Here is a 17,445-nt window from a genome sequence, read left to right on the forward strand (position 1 = left end):
CGCTGCTTAGCGTGGGCAGGGTGAGTGTCGCGCCCCCTTCCCGTCCGGCCGTGGCCGCCCACGGCTGGGTGCAGGCCCTCGCCGTGGTGCTGGCCGGGCTGCTCGCGATGGCGGTCGTCGCGGCGCTCGGCCTGTGGGCGGCCGGCGCGACGGACCTCCCCGACGGCGCCTTCCCCCGGGTCGTCGCGGCGACCGTGGTCACGGCGGTGGGCGGCACGGTCGAGCTCACGGGGAACGCGGGAGGGCTCGCGGAGTCCGATGCCGGGCTGACCGTGATGCCGCTGTCCGTCACCCTCACCGGCGCTCTCGTGCTGGCCGCCGGTTTCCTGTGGCCGCTGCGGCACCGGGCGGTCGCCGGTGCCCGGGAGCTGGCGGGGTGGGCCGCCCGGATCGCCGTACTGTGGCTGGTCGCCCTGCTGGTGCTGGCCTTCACCGCCCGCCAGACCTTCACCCTGTCCCTCAGCGACCTCGGGCAGGACGTGCTCGGCGACCTCGGTGACCTGTTCGGCATCTCGCCCGAGATCGGCTTCACCACGGACGTCGTGGCGACCGTGTTCTTCGGGCTGCTGTGGCTGGCGGGCGTGCTGGTGCTGGCCCTGCTCGTCTCACGCGGGGCGCCGTTGCCGGGGCGGCTGCTGCGCTTCCAGGAGTCGGTGCGGCCGGCCGCGTACGCCATGGTGGTGCTGTTGCTGGTGTACGTCGGGCTGGGCGTGGTGATCGGGCTGGTCGTCGCGGCGACGCGCGGGCACGCGGCCGAGACGTTCGCGGTGATCCTGCTCGGGATGCCGAACCTGGTGTGGTTCGCCCTCACGATCGGGCTCGGCGCGACCTGGAACGGACGGGTGGACGGGCCCTTCGGGCTGCCCATGCCGCATGTGCTGGACGAGGTGCTGCGCGGCAAGGAGGTGGCCGAGGTGAACCTCGGGACGCTCGCCGAGCAGGACGGGCGGGTGTGGTGGCTGATCGTCGTGGACGCGGTGCTGCTGCTGGCCGCCGCGTTCGTGATGGCGCGGCGTTCACCGGCCCGGATCCGTGCCTGGCAGCACGCCGTGCACATGGCGGTCGCGCTGGCGCTGACGGTGCTGATGATCTGCCTCGTCGGCCGGATCTCCGCGCACTACGGCCTGTCGGTTCTCGGCATCGGCGACCTCGGCGGTGATCTGGCCGGCGAGCTGTTCCTGAAGCCCGAGGTGTGGGGCGCCTTCGGGCTGGCGCTGCTGTGGGGGCTGGTCACCGGGTTCCTCGGCGGGCTGCTGGCGCGGCCGCTGCGGCACCGGGGCGAGGTCGCGGCGCGGACCGAGGGCTGAACGGGTCGCCGTTCAGCGCCGGAAGACCGGCTCGGCCCAGCGGGGCGGCGGCTTCGGCTCGTACCGCCCTGACCCCCTTGACGGCTCCGCGGTGGCCCGTCCCGCCGACTCCTTCGACGACGGCTCCGCGGTGGCACGCCCCTTCGACCCCTTCGACGGCTGTGCGGCGGCACGTCCCCTCGGCTCCCCCGCGTCGGCGGGCTCCACCCGCGCTCCCGCGACCCGGAGGTCCACCTCCGTCGGGGCGTGTCCCGCCCCGGTGCCACCGGCGACGGCGGCACGCAGTTCGGCGACGAAGGCGAGGCAGGAGTCCTGCCGCCGGTCGGGGCTCTTGGCCAGCGCGTCGGCGAACACGGCGTCGACCGCCGCGGCGAGGTCCGGGCGGGCCTGGGTCAGGGGCGGCGGCTCGTCGTACTGGTGGGCCCACAGCAGGGCCATGTCGTCGTCGCGACGGAACGGCGGATGGCCCGCCAGGCACTCGTAGACCACACAGGCGAACCCGTAGACGTCGCAGCGTGCGTCGACGGGCTTGCCGGAGATCTGCTCGGGGGCCACGTAGTCGAGGGTGCCGACGAACTGGCCGACGGTGGTGAAGCCGGTCAGGGACAGCGACTTCTTCGTCAGGCCGAAGTCGGTGAGGTAGACGTGCTCGGGGTGGTCGCTGTCGGTGCCGCGCGCGACGAGGATGTTGCCGGGTTTGACGTCCCGGTGGACCAGCCCGTGCTCGTGCGCCGCGTCGAGGGCGGAGGCGACCTGGGCGGCGATGCGCAGGGCGGTCCCGGGCGGCAGCGGGCCCTCGCGGTCCAGGAGGTGGCGCAGGTCGCTGCCGGCGACGTAGCGCATGGCGATGTACAGGACGCCGTCGGTCTCGCCCGCCTCGAAGACGGGCACGATGTGCGGGTGGTCGATCGCGGCGGCGGCCCGGGACTCATGGGTGAAGCGGCGGCGGAAGGTGTCGTTGCGGGCGAGCTCGGGGGCGAGCAGCTTCAGCGCGACGGTGCGCTCCAGGCGCAGGTCCCGCGCCCGGTAGACCACCGCCATGCCGCCCCGGCCGATCTCGCGCTCGATGCGGTAGCCGGCGACCTGCCGGCCGATCAGCTCGGAGGGGCGGCCGGAGAACAGGCTCGTGTCACGGGCCATCGGGCGTCACGACCTGGGTCGGGGCGGGGCCGGGCTCCGCTTCGGCGCGGGGCGCGTCCTCCGTCGCGTAGGTGCTCAGCCGGGTGCCGTCCGCGTACACCCACCGCCCGTGCTCGGCGTCGTACAGCCACGCCGACTCACCGTCGACGACGACCCCGACCCGCACGCCGTGCGTACGGCCGTGGAAGGACTCGCCGTCCAGGCCGCCTGCCGCCAGGTCCTCGACCGCTGACCGGTACCCGGAGAGTGCCCGCTCGGTCCGGGCGAGCAGCGGGCGCGGGTCGGCGGTGCGGGCCAGCGGGCCGTCGTCGGCGGTGGGCGGGTCCTGCGGTACGGCGACCAGGAAGCGGCCGTCGACCCAGGCCGACCAGCCGTTGGCGCACAGGATGTGCCCCCAGTCGCCGCGTCGTTCGACGAGCTGGACCGGCAGGTACGCGTCGAGGGGCACGGTGGGCCGGGCGGGGTCCGGTGTCTCCCAGGCGGGCATGCCGCGGCCGGGGACGACGTGGGTGGGCCGGAAGCCGGGGGTAGCCATCACGTGCGCCTACTTCCGCATCACGACGGGTTCGCGTCGGCGCAGCAGCCGGGAGACGAGGAAGCCGAAGACCAGCGACAGCACGACGAGCATGGCGATGTTGAGCAGCCACACCCCGGCCGAGTGCTCGAACAGCGGGTCGCCCGTCAGGTCGCCGGGCACGATCCGGGACAGTTCGACGGTGCCGGCCATCGCGCCGAGCGCCCACCGCGAGGGCACCAGCCAGGACAGCTGCTCCAGACCGGGGACGCCGTGCAGCTTGAGCAGGGCGCCGCAGAAGACGACCTGCACGATGGCGAGCAGCACCAGCAGCGGCATGGTCACCTCCTCCTTGCGCACCAGCGCGGAGACGACCAGGCCGAGCATCATCGCCGTGAAGGCCAGCAGGGCCACGGCGACGGTGATCTCGACGAGGGGCGGCATCAACACGCCCTCACCGCCGGGGGCGTTGAGATCGACGCCGAGCAGGGCGACCAGGGTCAGCACGACGGCCTGGAGCACGGTGATCGTCCCGAGGACCACCACCTTGGACATCAGGTACGCCGATCTGGACAGGCCGACCGCGCGCTCGCGCCGGTAGATGACGCGCTCCTTGACGAGCTCGCGGACCGCGTTGGCCGCGCCGGTCAGGACGCCGCCGACGCACAGGATCAGCAGCGCGTTCATCGCCGTCTCCTGGGTCAGCCGGCCGCCCGCCAGGGCGCGGGCCATCGCGCCCATCACGAAGGGCAGGGCGATCATGATGATCAGGAAGGTGCGGTCCGCGCCCAGCGCCGCGGAGTAGCGGCGGATCAGCGTGCCGAGCTGGGCGGCCCGCCCGCGCGGCCTGGGCGGGCGGCCGACGACGACCGGGTCGGTGCGGGCCCGGCGGGGCTGCGCGGTGGCGTCGGCGATGTACTGCTGCTGGAAGAGGGAGGTGCGGTAGTCGCCCGCCCAGTCCCGGTCCTGGTCGCGCTCGAAAGCCTCGAAGGCCTCGGGCCAGTTCTCGAAGCCGAAGTAGGCCAGCGCCTCCTCGGGCGGTCCGTAGTAGGCGATGCGTCCGCCGGGCGCGAGGACGAGGAGCCGGTCGCAGACGTCGAGGCTCAGCACGCTGTGGGTGACGACGATGACGGTGCGCCCGTCGTCGGCGAGGCCCCGCAGCATGTGCATCACCGAGCGGTCCATGCCGGGGTCGAGCCCGGAGGTCGGCTCGTCGAGGAACAGCAGGGACGGCTTGGTCAGCAGTTCAAGGGCGACGCTGACGCGCTTGCGCTGCCCGCCGGAGAGGCTGTGCACGGGCTGCCCGGCCCGCTGCTGAAGGCCCAGCTCGTGGATGACCTCGTCGACCCGGGCCCGGCGCTCGGCCTTGGCGGTGTCCTGGGGGAAGCGCAGCTCGGCGGCGTAGGACAGGGCGCTGCGGACGGTGAGCTGGGCGTGCAGGATGTCGTCCTGCGGGACCAGGCCGATGCGCTGGCGCAGCTCGGCGTAGTCGCGGTAGAGGTCACGGCCGTCGTAGAGCACGGTGCCGTGGTCGGCGGGGCGCTGTCCGGTGAGGGCGTTGAGGAGCGTGGACTTGCCGGCGCCGCTCGGCCCGACGACGGCGAGCAGGCACTTCTCCCCCACCGGGAAGGAGACGTGGTCGAGCAAGGTCCTCGCGCCCCGGTCGACGGTGACCGCGAGGTCCTGCACCTCCAGCGAGATCTCGCCGGTGTCGACGTACTCCTGGAGCTCGTCCCCGATCAGGCAGAAGGCGGAGTGGCCGATGCCGACGATGTCGCCGGCGCCGATCGGGGCGGTGCCGGTGACCCGGCCGCCGCCCAGGTAAGTGCCGTTGTGGCTGCCCAAGTCGGCGATCTCGTAGCCGCCGTCCGGCAGGGCGCGCAGCTCGGCATGGTGGCGGGAGACGACCAGGTCGTCGATGACGAGGTCGTTGCCGGGGGCTCGGCCGATGCGGACGGTTCGGGTGGGCAGCGGGCGGACGTTGGTGGGCTGCCGGAAGGTTCCGGTGCGGGCCGGCATGGAGACGGCTGAGGGACGCCCCTGCGCAAGGGTCGGGGCGGGGCGGTCCAGCAGGGTCGCGCGGGGGCCGTCGGAAGGGTTGCCGAAGCGGATGACGGTGCCGGGGCCCACGTCCCACTCCTGGACGCGGTGGCCGTCGGTGTAGGTGCCGTTGGTGCTGTCCTCGTCGGCGAGGGTCCAGTGGTCGGCCTCGGGCCGCAGCACCGCGTGGTGCCAGGAGACGCGGGCGTCGTCGATGACGATGTCGCTCAGCGGGTCGCGTCCGACGTGGTAGTCGCGGCCCGGGGTCATCACGGTCGAGCCCGAGTCGGTCTCCAGGACGAGTACGGGCGCAGTCGGTGCGAACGAACGCTCCGCCATGCCAGGATTCTATCGATCTGCCCCTGTATGCGCCTGCGTGGGCGAGGGGCTTCAGCGGGCCGGGACCACTTCGGTACGAGGGTCAGGCGACGGGGACGACCAGGGCCGGGAGGGTCCGCTGCATACGCAGCGCGTCCACCGACTCGGCGAGCAGCTCGTATTCCGTGGTCTCGTCGCTCACGGCGATCCGAACCAGTCGGCCGGCAGCCAACTCGTCGGCGACCAGCTCCTGCCGGACGACGTCGCCGCACCAGTCGCGCAGGGCGGCGGGGACGTCGGGAACGGTGTCGGCGACCGGGACGAGCGAGCTGGGCGGGAAGTGCTCGGCCTCCGGTCGCGGGTCTAATCGCTCGGCCATCCAGGACGCCCGGTCGCGTAACCACCACAGGGCGAGCGCGAGGGTGGGTGCCCGGTAGGTTCCCAGGGGCACCCCGATACGCCGCCCGCCGCAGACGCCGTACGCGGTGACATGGCAAAGGAACTCGTCGTGCACGTAGCCTCCCCCGTGGTGCCGTGTTCGCCTGTCGGCGGACCTCGCTTTCGGTGCGGCTCGTGAGCGGTGCGTGAGGGCGCCGTCGCCCCATGTGACGCGCCCACGTAGTTGAGTATGTTCACTACTGAAACACTGTCACCACGGAATTCCGGCCACTCTCCTGGCATATTCACAGGCCCTGTTGGCCGAAATGCGACGGGGACACGTCAAGCTTTGATCGCCGGCGGGCATTACCTCGGGCGTAATCGAGCTTTCCCGCGCGGGCGGGCATCGTTGCGGTACCGGGTCACCGAGACGGATCCGGGTCCTGAGCAGCAGTTACGACCTCGATGGAGGCTGATCACCCATGCCCGCGAACACCGATCGCCACATGACCGCCGTCGCCCGCTACTTCGAGGCGTGGAACGCCACCGGGCCAGAGGAGTTGACCAATGCGGTCGCCGCGGCCTGGACCGAGGACGGCACCTACACCGACCCCCTCGCGGACGTCCGCGGTCACGCGCAGCTGGCCGCGGTGATATCGGCGGCCCACGAGCAGTTCCCCGGCTTCGCCTTCCGGCTCACCGGCTCGGTGGACGGCCACCACGACACGGCACGCTTCTCGTGGGAGCTGGTGAGCCAAACCGACGGGGCCGCCCCGGTGGCGGGATCGGATGTGATCACGCTGGACGCCGAGGGGCGGATCACCTCGGTCCTCGGCTTCCTGGACCGGGTGCCCGCCGGAGCCTGACCGATGAGTTCCACGCGCCGTGGCGGTCATTCCCGGTGCAGCCAGGAGAGACCGCCACGGTACGGAGGACATCATGACCACGAGCACGCACGTGGACGCGGAATTCACCGCCGTCCTGCGCAAGAGCCCGAACAAGGGTGGTTGGACCTATGTCGTGTGGCCGGAGTCCGTCGACTTCTTCGGCACCCGCGGACTGGTCAGGATCGGCGGGACGATCGACGGACATCCGTTCCGCAGTTCGTTCATGGCCCTCGGGGACGGCACCCACAAGCTCCCCGTCAAGGCCGATGTCCGCAAGGCCATCGGGAAGGGGGAGGGCGACTCCGTCACCGTCCGTCTGACCGAACGGCTCAGCCGTTGAGCACTGCCTCGATCCGCGCCAGCTCCTCCGCGTCGAAGTCGAGGTTGCGGGTCGCGGCGACGCTGTCCTCGATCTGCTGCGCACTGCTCGCGCCGACCAGCGCGGAGGTCACCCGGCCGCCGCGCAGCACCCACGCCAGGGCCAGCTGGGCCAGCGTCTGGCCACGGGACTTGGCGATCTCGTCGAGCGCGCGCAGCTTGCCGAGCAGCTCGTCGGTGATCGCGTCGGCGTTCAGGAACGGGCTGCCGCTCGCGGCCCGCGAGTCCTTCGGGATGCCGTCGAGGTAGCGGGAGGTCAGCTGGCCCTGCGCCAGCGGGGAGAAGACGATGGAGCCGACCTGGAGCTCGTCCAGGGCGTCGAGCAGTCCCTCCTCCTCCGGGCGGCGGTTCAGCATCGAGTAGGCGGGCTGGTGGATGAGCAGCGGGGTCCCCAGCTCGCCCAGGATGCGGGCGGCCTCCCGGGTCTGCTCGGGCGAGTAGTTGGAGACGCCGACGTAGAGCGCCTTGCCCTGCTGCACCGCCGAGTGCAGGGCGCCCATCGTCTCCTCCAGCGGAGTCTCCGGGTCCGGGCGGTGCGAGTAGAAGATGTCGACGTAGTCCAGGCCCATCCGCTTCAGGCTCTGGTCGAGCGAGGACAGCACGTACTTGCGCGAGCCCCACTCGCCGTACGGGCCGGGCCACATCAGATAGCCGGCCTTGGTGGAGATGATCATCTCGTCCCGGTACGGCGCGAAGTCCGTCCGCAGGGCCTCGCCGAACGCCGACTCGGCGGCGCCGGGCGGCGGGCCGTAGTTGTTGGCCAGGTCGAAGTGCGTGACGCCGAGGTCGAAGGCGCGGCGCAGGATGGCCCGCTGGGTCTCCACCGGGCGGTCCGGGCCGAAGTTGTGCCACAGTCCGAGGGACAGCGCGGGGAGCTTCAGGCCGCTGCGGCCGGTGCGCCGGTAGGGCATGTCCGCGTAACGGTCGGTGTGTGCGGTGTACAACGCGACTCCAGAGGGGTTGGCACACGGATGACGGCTCCGCAGAGCCGGTGTTCCAGTCGGCGTCCATGCTGTCGCGACCTGCGGGCAGTGGTCCAACAGGTAAATCAGATGGGATTCAGCGGCTAGGCTGCTCAATCATGGAACTGCGCCACCTCCAGCACTTCGTCGCGGTCGCCGAGGACCAGCACTTCACCCGGGCGGCCGAGCGTCTGATGGTGTCCCAGTCGGGCCTCTCGGCCTCGATCCGGGCACTGGAGCGGGAGTTGCAGACCCCGCTGTTCGTGCGCACCACCCGCCGGGTGACGCTCACCCCGGCCGGCCGTGCCCTGCTGTGCGAGGCCGAGCGGATCCTGGCACAGGTGCGGTCCGCCCACGAGGCGGTGGCCGCGGTGCAGGGCGTGCTGCGCGGGATGCTGGCGCTCGGGTCCGAGCAGTGCATCGCCGGGGTGCATGTGGCCGGGCTGCTCGCGGCCTTCCGGCGGGAGCACCCGGACGTGGAGATCTGTCTTCGGCAGGCGGGCTCGGGGGCGCTGGCGGAGGAGGTGGCGGCCGGCCGCCTCGATCTGGCCTTCGCGGTGCGGACGGCTCAGGAGGACACCGACCAGCTGCGGGTCGTACCGCTGACCAGCGAGCCGATGACGGTCCTGTGCCATCCGAGCCACCGGCTGGCCGTGGCCGGGGCCGCGGTCACCCCGGAGGACCTGGGCGGGGAGGTCTTCGTCGACTTCCACCCGGACTGGGGGCCGCGCCGCGCCACCGACGCGGTGTTCGCCGCGGCGGGCGTACGGCGGACCGTGTCCCTGGAGGTGAACGACGTGCACAGCCTGTTGGACCTGGTGGACGAGGACCTCGGCGTCGCCGTCGTGCCGCGCCACTTCCGGCACAAGCGGCCGTCGCTGACCGCCCTGCCGGTGAAGGACGCGGGCGAGACGGTCTACCAGACGGTGGCCCTGCTCCCGCCCGCGCAGGCCACCAGCCCGGCGGCCCGGGCGCTGATGGCGCTGCTGGAAACGGAAGGCGCCTGAGCGAGGGGTGCGCGATGGTGGAGCCATGCATGCGAAGGACATCCTCATCGACGGGTACAACCGCATCCGGGAAGAGGTCCACGCCGCCGTCGGGGGCCTCGCCCCGGACCAGCTCGGCGCCCGCCCCGCCCCCGGCGCCAACTCCGTCGCCTGGCTGATCTGGCATCTGACCCGGATCCAGGACGATCACATCGCCGGCGCCTTCGAACTCGACCAGGTGTGGCTGGCGCAGGACTGGCAGAAGACCTTCGGCCTCGACCTGCCCCGCCGCGACACCGGCTACGGCCACACCCCGGCGAAGGTCGCCAAGGTGCAGGTCGACTCCGGTGACCTGCTGACCGGCTACTACGACGCCGTGCACGCCCGGACGCTCGACCGGCTGCGGGACGTCGCCGCCAAGGATCTGGAGCGGGTCGTGGACGAGCGCTGGGATCCGCCGGTCACCCTGGGAGTGCGGCTGGTCAGCGTCCTGTCCGACGATCTTCAGCACGTCGGACAGGCCGCCTATGTGCGGGGGCTGGTGCTGGGCTCGTAGCCCGGCACCAGCCGTCCCGGCACCGCCGGTTCAGAGCGCGGCCGCGTACCCCGGCAGGACGACGTCCTCGATGAGGGCGTTGCGCTCGTCGAACGGGATGAACGCGCTCTTCAGGGCGTTCAGCGTGACCGTGCGCAGGTCCTCGACCGTCCAGCCGGCCTCCTCGACCAGCAGCGACATCTCGCGGGTCATCGTCGTCCCCGACACCAGACGGTTGTCGGTGTTGAGGGTGACCCGGAAGCCCAGGTCCCTCAGCGCGGTGATCGGGTGCTCGGCGATGGACGTGGCGGCGCCGGTCTGGAGGTTGGACGTCGGGCACATCTCCAGGGCGACACGGCGGTCGCGCACCCAGCTCGCGAGGCGGCCGAGCTTGCCGTCGACGATGTCGTCGGTGATGCGGACACCGTGCCCGATGCGCTGGGCGCCGCAGATCTGCAGGGCCTGGTGGATGCTCGACAGGCCGTCGGCCTCACCGGCGTGGATGGTGAACGGCACGTTCTCGCGGCGCAGGTGCTCGAAGGCGTCCCGGTGGTCGGCGGCGGGGAACCCGGCCTCGGCACCGGCGATGTCGAAGCCGACGACCCCGGCGTCCCGGAAGGCCACGGCCGCGTCGGCCGCCTCGCGCACCCGGTCGAACATCCGCATCCCGCACAGCAGGGTGCCCACGCGCACCGGGGTGCCCGCGGCGGCGGCCTTCGCCATACCGGCGGCGAGGCCCTCCTGGACGGTCTCGACGACCTCGGGGACGGTCAGCCCGCCGTTGGTGTTCAGCTCGGGCGCGTAGCGCACCTCGCCGTACACGACACCGTCCGCGGCCAGGTCGAGGACGTACTCCTCGGCGGTGCGCAGCAGGCCCTCGCGGGTCTGCATCACGGCGAGGGTGTGCTCGAAGGTGGCTATGTAGCGGACCAGGTCGCCGGAGTTCGCGGCCTCGAAGTACCAGGCGGCGAGCTCGTCCGGGTCGGTGGTGGGCAGGGTGTGGCCGACCTCGGCCGCGAGCTCCACCACGGTGGCGGGGCGCAGGCCGCCGTCGAGGTGGTCGTGCAGGACGGCCTTGGGGAGGCGGCGGATCACATCGGCGTCTACGCGCGTAGCGGTCATGGTGCGGTCTTTCCTTGAGCGGGGCGGTTCGAAGCGGCGGGAGGAGCGAAGAGGGATCAGTCGGCGGGCTGGAGCAGGTCCCAGCGGTTGCCGTACAGGTCCTGGAAGACGGCGACCGAACCGTACGGCTCGTGGCGCGGCTCCTCCAGGAAGGTCACGCCGGCGGCGAGCATCCGGGCGTGGTCGCGGGCGAAGTCGTCGGTGTGCAGGAAGAACCCGACCCGCCCGCCGGTCTGGTCGCCGATCCGGGAGCGCTGCCCGTCCCCCTTGGCCCGGGCCAGCACCAGCGCGGTGCCGTGGTCGCCGGGCTGGACGACGACCCAGCGGGAGCCGTCCGGGCGCGGGGTGTCCTCCACGAGCCGGAAGCCGAGGGCTTCGGTGTAGAAGCGGATCGCCTCGTCGTAGTCGTCGACGACGAGGGTGACCAGGGCGATGCGTCTCATCGGGGCCTTCCGGGAGGTTCGATAGACGGGAGAGGTTATACGTAAAACGTTCGCGGCGCCAGTCACCACCGAGACCTCGGTCCTAAGCCTCTCGCCCGAGGCGCGGCACGCGGCCGATCGCTAGCGTTCCCGGCATGACGATCATGGATGGACCCCGCAGCCCCGAGCGCCGCAAGCAGGACGTTCTCGACCGGCTGGAACGGGAGACGGACATCTGGGTGGCGTCGGCGGACGGCGACGGGGTGCCCTGTCTGGTCGCGCTGTGGTTCGTCTGGGACGGCGAGGCGCTCTGGCTGGCCACCCGTCCGGGCAACCCCACGGGCCGCAACCTCGCCGCCGGCCGCCGGACCCGGCTGGCCTTCGGTGACACGCGTGACGTCGTCCTCATCGACGGCGAGGTCGAGGTCCACACCCGCGAGCAGGTGCCGGCCGGGGCGGCCGAGGCGTTCCGCGTGAAGACCGGCTGGGACCCGCGCGGCGACTCCGCCACGTACGCCTACTACCGGGTCCGGCCGCACGCGGTGCAGGCCTGGCACGAGGTGCGCGAGCTGCCGCAGCGGCATCTGATGCGAAACGGAATCTGGCTTGTCTGAACAAGTTCCGACGCGTACTCCCCCGCGACATTCAATGCCTGCACGGGTGTTACCTGAGGGTAATCCCTGATGGTTTGATGTGCGGCGCCACTCAACCCCCCTTCGATCACAGGGAGATCCAGTGACGCTCTTCGCACATCGCCGTGCACAGGGCTCGGCCGTGCTCGCGCTCTCGCTCGCCACCGCCGGCCTGGTCGGCTCGGCGCCCGCCGCGTCCGCCGCCGAGCAGACGCCGCCGCTCAAGGTGCTGACGTACAACGTCTTCCTGTTCAGCAAGACCCTGTACCCGAACTGGGGCCAGGACCACCGGGCTGCGGAGATCGCCAGGGCGCCGTTCGTGCAGGGGAACGACGTCGTCGTGCTCCAGGAGGCGTTCGACAACTCCTCCTCGGACGCGCTGAAGAGCTCGCTCGCCGGCCGCTACCCGTACCAGACCCCGGTGGTCGGGCGCACCAAGAGCGGCTGGGACGCCACCGGCGGCGCCTATTCGGCGACCACGCCGGAGGACGGCGGGGTCACGGTCCTCAGCAAGTGGCCGATCCTGCGCAAGGAACAGTGGGTCTACAAGGACGCGTGCGGCGCGGACTGGTGGTCCAACAAGGGCTTCGCGTACGTCGTGCTGAACGTGAACGGCACCAAGGTGCACGTCGTCGGCACGCACGCCCAGTCGACGGACCCGGGCTGCGGCGCGGGCGAGGCGGCGGCCATGCGCAGCCGGCAGTTCAGGACGATCGACGCGTTCCTGGACGGCAAGAACATCCCGGCGAACGAGCAGGTGATCCTCGCCGGTGACCTGAACGTCGACTCGCGCACGCCGGAGTACGCCTCGATGCTCGCCGACGCCGGCCTGGTGGGCGCCGACGCGCGCACCGGGCATCCGTACTCGTTCGACACGGCGGAGAACTCCATAGCCCGCGACCGCTACCCCGACGACCCGCGCGAGGACCTGGACCACGTCCTGCACCGCGCGGGCCATGCCCGTCCCACGGTCTGGAAGAACGAGGTCGTCAAGGAGCAGAGCGCGCCCTGGACGGTGACTAGCTGGGGCACCGACTACACGTACACGAACCTGTCGGACCACTACCCGGTGACCGGGTACGCGGGCTGAGCGATCGGGGCGGTCCGGCTCAACCGGTGTGTTCTCGCGCCGCGTCGAGCCGGGCCGCCTCTTCGGCGGTCAGGCGGAGGGCTCCCGCCGCCACGTTCTCGCTCAGGTGGCCGGGGTTGCCGGTGCCCGGGATGGCGAGGACGTGCGGGCCTCGGTGCAGTGTCCAGGCGAGGCGCACCTGGGCGGGGCTCGCGCCGTGCGACCGTGCCACGGTGTGCACCTCGTCGTCGTGGGCGGCGGTCGCGCCCTGCTCCCCCGCGCCCCCGGCCACCGCGTAGAACGGCACGAACGCGATGCCCTGCTCGCCGCACAGGCGCAGCAGTTCGTCGGCCTCGGGGTCGGGCCGGTCGAGGGCGTACCGATTCTGCACGCTCACCACGGGCGCGATGGCCTGCGCCTCGGCGAGATGGCGCGGCTGCACGGCGGAGATGCCGAGGTGCCGGATCAGGCCCGCCTCGCGAAGTTCGGCCAGCGCGCCGAAGTGCTCGGCGATGGAGTCCTGCCGCATGCGGCGCAGGTAGACGACGTCCAAGTGGTCGCGGCCGAGCTGGCGCAGGTTCTCCTCGACGTGGCCGCGCAGTTGGTCGGGGCGGGCCGAGGTGCCCCACTCCCCGTCGTAGCCGCGGAAGGGCCCGACCTTGGTGGCGATGACCAGGTCGTCGGGGTACGGCGCCAGTGCGGTGTTGATCAGTTCGTTGGCGGAGCGGGTGGCGGAGAAGTAGAAGGCCGCCGTGTCGATGTGGTCGACGCCGAGGTCGATCGCCTTGCGCAGTACGGCGATCGAGCGCTCACGGTCGCTCGGCGTCCCGTGGTGGAAGGCGGCGCTGCCGGTGAGCCGCATCGCGCCGAAGCCGACGCGGCTCACGGACAGGTCGCCGAGTTTCCAGGTGCCCGCGGCGTCCGCGTTGATCGTTTCCGAGGTCATCGGCGGAGTCTCGCACACGCCTCGGGCACTCGGGGCGTCAGCAGTAGAGGTTGCCGCCCGGGGAGACGCCGAGGACCGAGGTGAACCGGTTGTAGGCGTCGACGCGGCTCTGCACCTGCGCCGGGTTCTTGCCGTCGCACTCCAGGGAGCCGTTGATGGAGCGGATGGTCTGGCCGAAGCCGGCCTGGTTCACCATGGCGTTGTGGGGGGTCATGGTGCCGGGGCCGGTCTGTGTGTTCCAGTACCACAGGCCGGTCTTCCAGGCGACGGCCGACTCGTTCTGGACGCGCCAGGGGTTGTTGAGCAGGTCGATGCCGAGGGCGTCGCCCGCGGCCTTGTAGTTGAAGTTCCAGCTGAGCTGGATCGGACCGCGGCCGTAGTACGCGTCCTGGCCGGCGGGGCAGCCGTAGGGCTGGCTCCGGTCGCAGTAGTGGGGGTAGTTGGCGGTGTTCTGCTCGACGATGTGGACCAGACCGCCGGTCTCGTGGTTGACGTTGGCGAGGAAGGCCGCGGCCTCCTGCTTCTTCACGGTGTCGCTGCCCGTGTTCGCGAAGCCCGGGTAGGCGCTCAGCGCGGCGGTCAGGCCGCTGTACGTATAGAAGGGATTCCGGTTCGGGAACATCTGGTTGAACTGGGCCTCGCTGACCACGAAGCCGGCGGCGGACGCACTCGGGGCCGGCTGGAGCAGCAGCGCTGCGCTGCCCAGGGCCAGTGAGGAGACAAGTGCGGCGATACGGCGCCTCTTCACAGGTTCAACTCCTTTGCGGAGCACGGCCGCACCCGGACGAGGGCCGGGGGAAATCGGCACCTCGTGCGCACGCACCGACGGAGTCGGTCACGGCGTGGGGGCGGCCGTGGTGGGGGGTGTGGTGACACACTCAACCGCTTTGGTATGTACCAGTCAAGGGTGTAGACCAGAAAAGGTATAGACCAAGCAACCCGCCCTGCCGCGCCGGGAGTCGAGGAGTCAGGGTCGGATCACCGCATCGCCCGCCCCGCGTACGCGCGCACATCGGCGTCGGGGTCGTCGACCGCACCGGCCAGCGCCGCGCGGGCGTCGTCGTGCGCGGAGTGCCGCAGCAGACCGAGCACCGCGGCCTTGCGCACGTCGGCGTCGGTGTCGCTCAACAGCCCGGCGAGCGCGGGCACCGCACCCGCCGGCGCCGCCCCGCCGAAAGCCTTCGCGGCACCCGCGCGGACCTGCCAGGCCGGGTCTTCGAGTGCCGCCGTCACGATGGCGAGGAGCTCCTCCGGGCAGCCGAGGACGCCGAGGGTCTCCAGGGCGGCGGCACGCACCAGGACGTCCGGGTCCCGGATCAGGCGTTGCACGGCGGTCGGCGTGCCGTGGTCCGCCCGCGTGAAGTGCGGGGCCAGCGCGGCGAATCCGCGTGCGACGGCGACCCGTACCTCACGCGCGGCGTCCCCGGCCGCCTCGGTCAGGGCGTCGGCCGCGTCCACCGACACCAGGGCGCGTACGGCGGCCAGGCGCACCTCGATGTCCGGGTCGGCCGTGTGCCCGGCGAACAGTGCCGCGTCCCCGAGGCGCAGAGCCCGCAGCACGTCCAGGGCGGCGGCCCGTGCCGTCGGGTCCGCCGCCGCGAGCGCGGACAGCAGGGGCGCCCTCAACTCCGGCTCGGCCGACAGGACTTCGGCCAGCTCACGCAGCGAGGCGGCGGCCGCGGCCCGTACCTCGCCGTCGCCGTCGAGCAGCGCGTGGGCCAGCGCGGGGCCCGCTCCCGCGGGGGCCGTCTCGGTCAGTGCCGCCACGGCGCCGAGTCGTACGGCGGGGTCCGGGTCCTTCAGATAGGGCTCCAGGGCCTGGAGGTCGGGTTCCTCCTCGGTGAGCGCGACGAGTTCGAGGAGACGTTCCCGGGAGGGTGCGGAGGTGCCGTGGGTCGTACCGGGGACGGAGACGGCGACGGTGGGCACCGCAGGGGGCACCTCCGCGCCTCCCGCCGTCGCCGTGGGCAGCGCGTGCACCTCACCCAGGTCCCGGGCCGCGCCGCCGGTGGGAGTGAACTCGGACACGGGGACGAGGTAGGGCTCGACGGGGCGGGCCGTGAACTCCATGGCGCCGGTCGGGCCCTTGCGCAGGTCGAGGTGGTGCAGCCAGTCCGTGTCGTCCCGCCGAGGGTGGTCGAGCCGCTCGTGGTAGAGGCCCCAGCGGGACTCGGTGCGGGCGAGGGAGGACCGGGCCGCCATCTCCGCGCAGTCGCGGATGAACGACACCTCCGCGCACCTCATCAGCTCGTGGGGCGTGCTCGCCCCCATGCCCGCGATCTCGTCCCGCATCCGCTCGAAGTGCTCCAGCGCCAGGGAGAGCCGGGCACCGCTCTTGGGCGGGGCGACGTAGTCGTTGACGAATCGGCGCAGCTTGTACTCGACCTGGGGCTGCGGAGGGCCGGCGGGGTTGCGCAGCGGCCGGTAGATGAGCTCGTGTGCCTCGGCCAGCTGCTCACGCGGCAACTCACCCTCGTAGGCGCTGTACTGAGCGGCGTCCTCGCCCGCGAGGTCACCGAAGACGAACGCGCCGATCATGTAGTTGTGCGGTACGCAGGCCAGGTCGCCGGCCGCGTACAGGCGGGGCACGGTCGTACGGGCGTGGTCGTCGACCCGGACTCCGGAGGCGGAGTGGCCGCCGCACAGGCCGATCTCGGAGATGTGCATCTCCACGTCGTGGGTGCGGTAGTCGTGGCCGCGTCCGGCGTGGAAGGTGCCGCGGGTGGGGCGTTCGGTGGAGTGGAGGATGGACTCCAGCGCCGCGACCGACTCCTCCGGCAGATGGCTGAGCTTGAGGTAGACCGGGCCGCGGTCGGAGGCGACCTCGGCGGCGAACTCCGCCATCATCTGCCCCGACCAGTAGTCGGAGTCGACGAACCGCTGCCCGTGCCGGTTGACCTGGTAGCCGCCGAACGGGTTGGCGACGTAGGCGCAGGCCGGGCCGTTGTAGTCCTTGATGAGCGGGTTGATCTGGAAGCACTCGATGCCGGTGAGCTCGGCGCCCGCGTGGTAGGCCATGGCGTAGCCGTCGCCCGCGTTCGTCGGGTTCTCGTACGTGCCGTACAGATAGCCGCTCGCGGGCAGCCCGAGGCGGCCGCAGGCGCCGGTCGCGAGGATCACGGCGCCGGCGCGCACGGTCACGAAGGCGCCGGTGCGGGTGTTGAAGGCGGCGGCGCCGACGGCCTTTCCGCCGGCGGTCAGGACGCGCACCGGCATCAGCCGGTTCTCGATCCGGATCCGCTCACGGTTCTCCCGTCTGCGCAGCTGCCGGTAGAGGACCTTCTTCACGTCCTTGCCCTCGGGCATCGGCAGCACGTACGACCCCGAGCGGTGCACCTGGCGGACCGCGTACTCACCGTGCTCGTCCTTCTCGAACTTCACCCCGTACGACTCCAGCCGCCGGACCATCTCGAAGCCGCGGACGGCGGTCTGACGGACCGTCGACTGGTCGACGATGCCGTCGTTGGCGCGGGTGATCTCGGCGACGTAGTCGTCGGGTTCGGCACGGCCGGGGATGACGGCGTTGTTGACGCCGTCCATACCCATGGCCAGCGCTCCGGAGTGCCGTACGTGGGCCTTCTCCAGCAGCAGCACGGAGGCGCCGCGCCCGGCGGCGGTCAGCGCGGCCATGGTGCCGGCGGTGCCGCCGCCGATCACCAGGACGTCACAGCTCAGCTCCTCGGCCGAGTCGAGGGCGGGGATCCGGGTCAGGGGGGCCGGGGTCATGGTGGGTGGCCTTTCGAGCTTGCGGGAGGGCGGGAGGGCGGCCCTGCCGGGGCGTGGCGGACGGGTCCTGATCTGCCTGACGG

General features: G+C 72.0%; 17 protein-coding genes. 7 read left to right on the plus strand and 10 right to left on the minus strand.

Features of this window, described 5'->3' with window-relative positions:
- Positions 1-20: 20 nt before the first annotated feature.
- A complete protein-coding gene (locus tag PGH47_RS02820; protein WP_271662051.1) occupies positions 21-1,307 on the plus strand; it encodes a streptophobe family protein in 1,287 nt (428 codons plus the stop codon).
- 12 nt (positions 1,308-1,319) lie between these two features.
- Here the strand turns inward: PGH47_RS02820 and PGH47_RS02825 are convergent, their stop codons facing one another.
- The 4 genes from PGH47_RS02825 to PGH47_RS02840 form a co-directional block, all read right to left on the minus strand.
- Entirely contained in the window at positions 1,320-2,447 is a 1,128-nt protein-coding gene (locus PGH47_RS02825) for a serine/threonine-protein kinase (RefSeq protein WP_271662052.1), read from the minus strand.
- Positions 2,437-2,982: a hypothetical protein gene (locus tag PGH47_RS02830; RefSeq protein WP_271662053.1), complete on the minus strand. Its 546-nt coding sequence runs from the start codon at positions 2,980-2,982 to the stop codon at positions 2,437-2,439. The genes PGH47_RS02825 and PGH47_RS02830 overlap by 11 nt, the downstream gene beginning before the upstream one ends.
- 9 nt (positions 2,983-2,991) lie before the next feature.
- Entirely contained in the window at positions 2,992-5,340 is a 2,349-nt protein-coding gene (locus PGH47_RS02835) for an FHA domain-containing protein (RefSeq protein WP_271662054.1), read from the minus strand.
- A gap of 82 nt (positions 5,341-5,422) precedes the next feature.
- Positions 5,423-5,833 (minus strand): hypothetical protein, encoded by a 411-nt coding sequence (locus PGH47_RS02840; protein WP_126901473.1) that lies wholly within the window; start codon positions 5,831-5,833, stop codon positions 5,423-5,425.
- 346 nt (positions 5,834-6,179) lie between these two features.
- On the opposite strand from PGH47_RS02840, the gene PGH47_RS02845 reads away from it, so the two are divergent.
- Together PGH47_RS02845 and PGH47_RS02850 are read left to right on the plus strand one after the other, a co-directional pair.
- The gene (locus tag PGH47_RS02845; RefSeq protein WP_271662055.1) at positions 6,180-6,563 is read left to right on the plus strand and encodes a nuclear transport factor 2 family protein; all 384 of its coding nucleotides are present in this window, start codon (positions 6,180-6,182) and stop codon (positions 6,561-6,563) included.
- A gap of 73 nt (positions 6,564-6,636) precedes the next feature.
- Positions 6,637-6,924, plus strand: coding sequence for a DUF1905 domain-containing protein (locus PGH47_RS02850; protein ID WP_271662056.1), 288 nt, complete (start codon positions 6,637-6,639; stop codon positions 6,922-6,924).
- Here the strand turns inward: PGH47_RS02850 and mgrA are convergent.
- On the minus strand, positions 6,914-7,906 hold the full coding sequence (gene mgrA / locus PGH47_RS02855; RefSeq protein WP_030952354.1) for an L-glyceraldehyde 3-phosphate reductase: 993 nt from the start codon (positions 7,904-7,906) through the stop codon (positions 6,914-6,916). The two genes, PGH47_RS02850 and mgrA, sit on opposite strands and share 11 nt — an antisense overlap.
- Before the next feature lie 137 nt (positions 7,907-8,043).
- Here mgrA and PGH47_RS02860 point away from each other — a divergent pair, with 137 nt between their 5' ends.
- Together PGH47_RS02860 and PGH47_RS02865 are read left to right on the plus strand one after the other, a co-directional pair.
- Positions 8,044-8,931, plus strand: coding sequence for a LysR substrate-binding domain-containing protein (locus PGH47_RS02860; protein ID WP_269643564.1), 888 nt, complete (start codon positions 8,044-8,046; stop codon positions 8,929-8,931).
- A gap of 25 nt (positions 8,932-8,956) precedes the next feature.
- Positions 8,957-9,466 carry a mycothiol transferase gene (locus tag PGH47_RS02865; protein ID WP_271662057.1) on the plus strand — a complete coding sequence of 170 codons (510 nt, stop codon included), beginning with the start codon at positions 8,957-8,959 and terminating at the stop codon, positions 9,464-9,466.
- 30 nt (positions 9,467-9,496) lie between these two features.
- Here the strand turns inward: PGH47_RS02865 and PGH47_RS02870 are convergent, their stop codons facing one another.
- Entirely contained in the window at positions 9,497-10,567 is a 1,071-nt protein-coding gene (locus tag PGH47_RS02870; protein ID WP_271662058.1) for an adenosine deaminase, read from the minus strand.
- Positions 10,568-10,623: 56 nt separating this feature from the next.
- Positions 10,624-11,010 (minus strand): VOC family protein, encoded by a 387-nt coding sequence (locus PGH47_RS02875; RefSeq protein ID WP_093867453.1) that lies wholly within the window; start codon positions 11,008-11,010, stop codon positions 10,624-10,626.
- Positions 11,011-11,144: 134 nt separating this feature from the next.
- Between PGH47_RS02875 and PGH47_RS02880 the strand changes: the two genes are divergently transcribed.
- Positions 11,145-11,603, plus strand: a complete 459-nt coding sequence (locus PGH47_RS02880; RefSeq protein WP_271662059.1) for a pyridoxamine 5'-phosphate oxidase family protein — start codon at positions 11,145-11,147, stop codon at positions 11,601-11,603.
- Between the two features lie 121 nt (positions 11,604-11,724).
- A complete protein-coding gene (gene sph, locus PGH47_RS02885; protein ID WP_271662060.1) occupies positions 11,725-12,711 on the plus strand; it encodes a sphingomyelin phosphodiesterase in 987 nt (328 codons plus the stop codon).
- A gap of 19 nt (positions 12,712-12,730) precedes the next feature.
- Here sph and PGH47_RS02890 read toward each other — a convergent pair whose 3' ends face one another.
- From PGH47_RS02890 to PGH47_RS02900, 3 genes are all read right to left on the minus strand, one after another.
- Positions 12,731-13,636: an oxidoreductase gene (locus tag PGH47_RS02890; RefSeq protein ID WP_271662061.1), complete on the minus strand. Its 906-nt coding sequence runs from the start codon at positions 13,634-13,636 to the stop codon at positions 12,731-12,733.
- Between the two features lie 37 nt (positions 13,637-13,673).
- Positions 13,674-14,384, minus strand: coding sequence for a chitinase (locus PGH47_RS02895; RefSeq protein WP_030961923.1), 711 nt, complete (start codon positions 14,382-14,384; stop codon positions 13,674-13,676).
- Positions 14,385-14,614: 230 nt separating this feature from the next.
- Positions 14,615-17,362, minus strand: a complete 2,748-nt coding sequence (locus tag PGH47_RS02900; protein ID WP_271662062.1) for a fumarate reductase/succinate dehydrogenase flavoprotein subunit — start codon at positions 17,360-17,362, stop codon at positions 14,615-14,617.
- Between the last annotated feature and the right edge of the window lie 83 nt (positions 17,363-17,445).

It is taken from the genome of Streptomyces sp. HUAS 31 (genome assembly GCF_028198125.1).
Taxonomy (GTDB): domain Bacteria; phylum Actinomycetota; class Actinomycetes; order Streptomycetales; family Streptomycetaceae; genus Streptomyces; species Streptomyces chartreusis.

Bases quoted from the DNA above. Each gene is read 5' to 3' on its own strand.
- PGH47_RS02845 (WP_271662055.1), top strand. From the start codon at position 6,180: ATGCCCGCGAACACCGATCGCCACATGACCGCCGTCGCCCGCTACTTC.
- PGH47_RS02875 (WP_093867453.1), bottom strand. From the start codon at position 11,010: ATGAGACGCATCGCCCTGGTCACCCTCGTCGTCGACGACTACGACGAG.
- PGH47_RS02835 (WP_271662054.1), bottom strand. From the start codon at position 5,340: ATGGCGGAGCGTTCGTTCGCACCGACTGCGCCCGTACTCGTCCTGGAG.
- PGH47_RS02900 (WP_271662062.1), bottom strand. From the start codon at position 17,362: ATGACCCCGGCCCCCCTGACCCGGATCCCCGCCCTCGACTCGGCCGAG.
- PGH47_RS02830 (WP_271662053.1), bottom strand. From the start codon at position 2,982: ATGGCTACCCCCGGCTTCCGGCCCACCCACGTCGTCCCCGGCCGCGGC.
- PGH47_RS02890 (WP_271662061.1), bottom strand. From the start codon at position 13,636: ATGACCTCGGAAACGATCAACGCGGACGCCGCGGGCACCTGGAAACTC.
- PGH47_RS02880 (WP_271662059.1), top strand. From the start codon at position 11,145: ATGACGATCATGGATGGACCCCGCAGCCCCGAGCGCCGCAAGCAGGAC.
- PGH47_RS02865 (WP_271662057.1), top strand. From the start codon at position 8,957: ATGCATGCGAAGGACATCCTCATCGACGGGTACAACCGCATCCGGGAA.
- PGH47_RS02850 (WP_271662056.1), top strand. From the start codon at position 6,637: ATGACCACGAGCACGCACGTGGACGCGGAATTCACCGCCGTCCTGCGC.
- PGH47_RS02825 (WP_271662052.1), bottom strand. From the start codon at position 2,447: ATGGCCCGTGACACGAGCCTGTTCTCCGGCCGCCCCTCCGAGCTGATC.
- PGH47_RS02870 (WP_271662058.1), bottom strand. From the start codon at position 10,567: ATGACCGCTACGCGCGTAGACGCCGATGTGATCCGCCGCCTCCCCAAG.
- PGH47_RS02860 (WP_269643564.1), top strand. From the start codon at position 8,044: ATGGAACTGCGCCACCTCCAGCACTTCGTCGCGGTCGCCGAGGACCAG.